Annotated in this window: 4 protein-coding genes; 2 read left to right on the top strand and 2 right to left on the bottom strand. The window is 50.4% G+C overall.

The annotated features are described in order from the left end of the window. Together RMO52_RS06200 and RMO52_RS06195 are read left to right on the top strand one after the other, a co-directional pair. On the top strand, positions 1-2331 hold a 2331-nt coding region (locus tag RMO52_RS06200; RefSeq protein ID WP_310411943.1), incomplete at its 5' end, for a mannose-1-phosphate guanyltransferase. Positions 2332-2502: 171 nt separating this feature from the next. After that, entirely contained in the window at positions 2503-2757 is a 255-nt protein-coding gene (locus RMO52_RS06195; protein WP_309745053.1) for a hypothetical protein, read from the top strand. Between the two features lie 297 nt (positions 2758-3054). Here RMO52_RS06195 and RMO52_RS06190 read toward each other — a convergent pair whose 3' ends face one another. Next, positions 3055-3558: an FKBP-type peptidyl-prolyl cis-trans isomerase gene (locus RMO52_RS06190; protein WP_310411940.1), complete on the bottom strand. Its 504-nt coding sequence runs from the start codon at positions 3556-3558 to the stop codon at positions 3055-3057. Between the two features lie 194 nt (positions 3559-3752). Then, positions 3753-4916 (bottom strand): pentapeptide repeat-containing protein, encoded by a 1164-nt coding sequence (locus tag RMO52_RS06185; RefSeq protein ID WP_310411937.1) that lies wholly within the window; start codon positions 4914-4916, stop codon positions 3753-3755. Positions 4917-5284 lie beyond the last annotated feature (368 nt).

The raw sequence follows: 5284 nt of genomic DNA, 5'->3' as shown, positions 1-5284 counted from the left end.
GGTGTCAAAATTCACTATGCGATCGAGGCAGAACGCGCCCTCGGTACGGCTGGTTGCGTCAAAAATGTCGAAGAAATTTTGGGCGGGACATTTTTGGTAATTAGTGGCGATAGTCTCACCGATATCGATCTGACTGGCGCGATCGAATTTCACCGCCAAATAGGTGCCTATTGGAAGATTATTTTGACGGTGTTTCCTTATCCAGTCGATTTTGGGGTAGTAATTATCGATGAAGACAAGCGCGTGCGCCGCTTTTTGGAAAAGCCTTCAGCGAGTGAAGTATTTTCCGATGCCGTCAATACGGGTATCTATATCCTCGAACCCGAAGTCCTCGACTACCTCCATCCCGATACCGAAGCCGACTTTTCCCAAGACTTATTCCCCCAATTGCTAAAGCATGATGTCCCCATGTATGGCTACGTCGCCAAAGGCTACTGGTGCGATATCGGTCAACTCGACACCTATCGCGAAGCTCAATACGATGCGCTGCGCGGCAAAGTCAAGCTCGATTGGCCATTTCCCGAAACTAGCCCAGGGATCTGGATCGGCGCAAATACTTATATCGATCCGAGTGCCCAAATCGAGGCTCCCGCTGTAATTGGCGCTAATTGTAAAATTGGGGCGCGGGTCAAAATTTCGGCAGAAACGATCGTCGGGGATAATGTCGCGATCGGTGCTGGTGCCAATCTCAAACGTCCGATTATCGGCAGTGGCTGCATCATCGGCGAGGATGCCCAGCTCCGGGCTTGCGTCCTCGCGCGGGGGGTGAGAGTCGGTCGCGGCGCACAAGTCCTGGAAGGGGCAGTTTTGGGCGCACTGTCGAACGTCGGCGAGGAAGCGCAAATCAACCCGAATGTCCGCGTCTGGCCGAATAAAGAAATCGAACCCTTAGCCGTCCTCAATATCAATCTCATTTGGGGTCAAATCGCCCACCGCAATCTGTTCGCCCAGCGCGGCGTACAGGGGTTGGCAAATATCGATATCACGCCCGAATTCGCCGTTAAACTCGGGGCAGCATATGGTTCCACCCTCAAACCCGGCTCTCAGGTAACGGTTTCCCGCGATCAGCGGAATGTCTCGCGGATGGTGTCGCGATCGCTGATTGCCGGATTGATGTCGGTAGGGATTAATATTCAAGATCTCGAAGCTACCGCCATCCCCGTCGCTCGCAAGATTATCTACTCCTTGCGCCAACGTCAGGATGAAGTCACCGTTGTCGGCGGCATCCACGTCCGATTGCATCCCGATCGGATGGATTCGATCTTAGTCGAATTCTTCGACGATCGCGGCATCAATATCTCCACCACCCAAGAGAAAAAGATCGAATCCGCCTACTTTAAAGAAGACTTACGCCGCGCGCGTATTTCCGAAATTGGCGATGTCAATCGCTTCTCCCAAGGCATGGAAATCTACAAATCTGCCTTCCAAAAACAACTGAATATCGACGCGATCCGTCATGCTAGTTCCAAAGTAGTTGTCGATTATGTCTACGCCGTCTCTGGCGCGATCCTGCCCATCCTCCTGTCCAAATTCGGCTGCGATGCGGTAGTCCTCAACGCCAGCCTCAGCCAGATGTCCCTCACCGCCAACGAGCGGGAAGTCCTCCTCAACCAGCTCGGACACGTCGTCGTCGCCCTCAAAGGCTCCTTCGGCGTCCAAGTCTCCGCCCATGGCGAACAACTGATCCTCGTAGACGAAGAAGGCGTACCCATTCGCGGCGATATGCTCACCGCCCTGATGGTGCAAATCGTCCTCACCGCCTATCCCGGCGGGACTGTCGTCGTCCCCGTCCAAGTCTCCAGCGCGATCGAACAAATCGTCCGCCGTCATGGGGGCAAAGTCAAGCGCACCAAAGCCAGCCCCACCGCCCTGATGGAAGCCTGTCAGCAGCTCCCAAACGTCGTCCTCGGCGGGAGCGGGGAAATGGGCTTCATCTTCCCCGAATTTCACCCCGGCTTCGATGCGATGTTCTGCATCGCCAAGCTGATCGAAATGCTCACCCGCCAAGAGCGCTCCCTCAGCAGCCTTCGCGCCGAACTCCCCCGCGTCTTCTACCGCAGTCACTCGATCCGCTGTCCCTGGACGGCAAAAGGCGGCTTGATGCGGCATATTCTCGAAACCCATCAACCCGAATATTTAGATACCGAAGATGGTGTCAAAATTATCAATTATCAAGACGATCGCTGGATCTTAATTCTCCCCGATGCAGGCGAACCTTTGGTACATATTTATGTCAATGGTAACGATCGCAATTGGGTCGATGAAACGATGCGCGAATACCGCCAACAAGTCCAAGATTTTATCGAACAATATCGTCAGACTAGTGATTAGGCTTTAGGCAATACCAATAATTGTGGGAGATTTGGGTTGCCTCCTAACGGAGAGGCTACGCTAACGTTTGCGCTCTACCCAACCTACGATTTATGTGAGGGCTACTAGTGATTGATGATTTCACCTGTTTTGTTAGGATAATATATAGATTAAATTAAAGGGAATAAATCTATGTCGATTGTCGTTACCCTAAGTCCGGAACTGGAAGAACAGCTACGAGAGAAAACAATACGTCAAGGACAGGATATTAATCTTGTTGCGGCTGAGCTTTTGGCGAGTGTTCTTGAATGGGAAACACAAGATTCAGCGGAAGCGATCGTCGGTATTCAGCAGGGATTAGATGAGTTCGATGCAGGCAAGTTTCGATCCTTTGATGAATATGCTACCGAACAGCGTCAAAAACATCATCTAAGTAGCTGGGCGTAATTAAATATAAGATATCGTGTAGGGTGGGCACTGCCCACCAGCTATGTTTCAGACATAATCTATCTTATAAATAATTGCATCTACCTACTTACCAACATGAAGTATCATGTTGAAATTTCAAGTCTGGCTGAAGCTGAAGCAGATCGAGCCTTCCTAAGCTTATTACAGTTTATGTCTCCCGATCGAGCTAGTCAGAGCCAGTAGGGTGGGCAGTGCCCACCATCATAGTTACAGGTATTTTCTAGTGTCTAAACATATCGATTAACATGCTAATCTCGAAGCTTAATTCATCGATTTTTACTGACCGATTTTGAGCAATTCGACATCAAAAATTAGCGTCGCATTCGGTGGGATAACACCGCCAGCACCTGCTTCACCATAAGCCAATTTCGGCGGAATTGTTAATTTACGACGTTCGCCGACCTTCATCGTACTCAGCGCTTCGTCCCATCCAGGAATTACTCTACCTTCACCTAATGGGAAGCTAAAAGGTTGACCCCGATCGCGCGAACTATCAAACTTTTTACCATTAGTAAGCGTGCCAGTATAGTGGACGCAAACTGTTTGTCCTTTTTTGGGGGTGGCTCCTTTACCAGTTTTGAGGACGGTATATTTTAAGCCAGAAGGAGTCGTAATAGTTTTAGCACCTTTGCTTATTGCTGTGGCAATCGTCTGCGGACGCGGCTGGTGTTGTGACGAATTAACGGCGATCGCCGCTGGATTGCTAACTGCTAATTGCAGTAACGAACCTAAAAAACTAGCCCCAAGTATCGCGATCGAACTAACTAAAATTTTGCTCATCTATGCACCTAAATTTCTCGTTGTTTACCTTACCATAAATTAATGACAGCTTTTAACAAAAAGTAGGGTTTGCTTGTCTTGTCTTGACGCACACAAAATAAGAGGGAACCTCCCGTTCGATGCGTCGCTGTCTCGCTGCAAGGTTGCGCTATACCTGGAAGGATACACCTCCATGACGTGCGCATCCGCAATTCTCAATTCTCAATTAATTTAGTAACAGCTTCTAAATAGGCGGGTAATTGTGTCGTTTCATCGCAAATAGCTAGACTGAGTTGCTGGCGAGTCAAGCCGACAGTCTGGCGCAGATCGGCATTAATCAGATTGGCACCTTCGAGGTTGGTGCTTTTGAGATTCGCGCCTTCGAGATTGGCACCTGCAAGATTTGCCGAGCTGAGATCGGCACCTTCGAGGTTGGCTTTCCACAAATAAGCATCTTCGAGATCGGCTTGCCAGAGGCTGGCATCGCTGAGATTGGCTCTGCCGAGTGAGGCACCTGCTAGTTTGGCTTGCCACAGGTGCGCTTGCCGCAGATTTACTTGCCACAGATTTGCCCCCCAGAGTTCGATGCCGTTGAGATCGGCATTGCGGAGATTACTTTGGCGCAGTTCGATAATTCGATCGGGGAGATCTTTGCTACTATCCCGGCGGGTTAAAATAGTCATAACCGCTTGAATATCTGTCGGGATCCGCAACGATTGGGGGAGTCGGCGACTGGGGGCGGGGCTAGGGGGATCGCCAGTGGACGATTTTTCCCATCGGGGCGGTGATGAGACTTCGACTCTCGCCGAGCGTTCGCGCACGAAGGCGGTGAGGACTTCGATCGTCAGCCAGTACTCCGCTGGGGAATCCCGAGCTAGGCATTCGAGGGTATAGATGCCGCCGAGCCGAATTTCAACTTTATCGCTGGCTAAGTGCGAAATTGCTTGACTGAAGCGATCGGTAATCGATCGATCGTAGGTGAGTTGCCATCGCGCCTCAGCACGGCGTAAATACTGCCAGCCAGCATATGCTAGCCCTCCGAGTAACAATGTGCCAATACCGTCAAACAAGACATCATAGACACCATTTTGGGCATTAATCCGATCGCGTTCGAGCAGGATCGGTTCCTTTTCGAGATTCACGCGTGCGACGGGAGAGATCGCCTCATGCGAAATTTTATCGATGTCTTGTTGGAGTTGCTGGATTTGCTCGTTGAGATGTCTGAGACTGGTTTGTTGAAAAAACCAGATCCCGCCCAGCAGCAGACTTCCAACCGCGATCGCCGCAGGCAACCGCCAACTTCCCGCCGGGAGCGCCTCCAAGTTATCATCCCCAGACGAACCACTCGCCCGCTCCTGCCATAATCGCGATCGATTCATAAACGTCACCTGCTAATATGCCTCTGAAAGATTGCTACGCGTTCCTCAGAGGGTTTTGCCTCGCAAAATTGCACTGATGGTGTTAGGTTAGTGCCAAATTAGGATATATTTTCTTTAGCTTTATATCCTAGCCGAAATTGTCGCCTCCAACAATCAATTTTGCAACGCGATCGAATCCCCCCGCGTTGCTAGCGCCGCTGACATTGTTGCTTTGCTAAAGTTCGACAGATCTCTTACCTAGAAAATATTCTCATGCTAACAACATTTACCGTTCCCGATTTGGCTTGTGGTGCTTGCGTTGCTACCATCACCCAAGCGATTAATGCCGTCGATCCGCAGGCTAAAATTGTTGCTAATTCTCAGACTAA

The sequence above is a fragment of the Chamaesiphon sp. OTE_8_metabat_110 genome (assembly GCF_031382685.1).
Classification (GTDB): domain Bacteria; phylum Cyanobacteriota; class Cyanobacteriia; order Cyanobacteriales; family Chamaesiphonaceae; genus Chamaesiphon.
This window is presented reverse-complemented; position numbering and strand designations above follow the sequence as displayed.

What these genes read in the sequence shown, in the direction of transcription:
- RMO52_RS06195 (WP_309745053.1), top strand. Translation starts at nt 2,503, where the DNA reads ATGTCGATTGTCGTTACCCTAAGTCCGGAACTGGAAGAACAGCTACGA.
- RMO52_RS06190 (WP_310411940.1), bottom strand. Translation starts at nt 3,558, where the DNA reads ATGAGCAAAATTTTAGTTAGTTCGATCGCGATACTTGGGGCTAGTTTT.
- RMO52_RS06185 (WP_310411937.1), bottom strand. Translation starts at nt 4,916, where the DNA reads ATGAATCGATCGCGATTATGGCAGGAGCGGGCGAGTGGTTCGTCTGGG.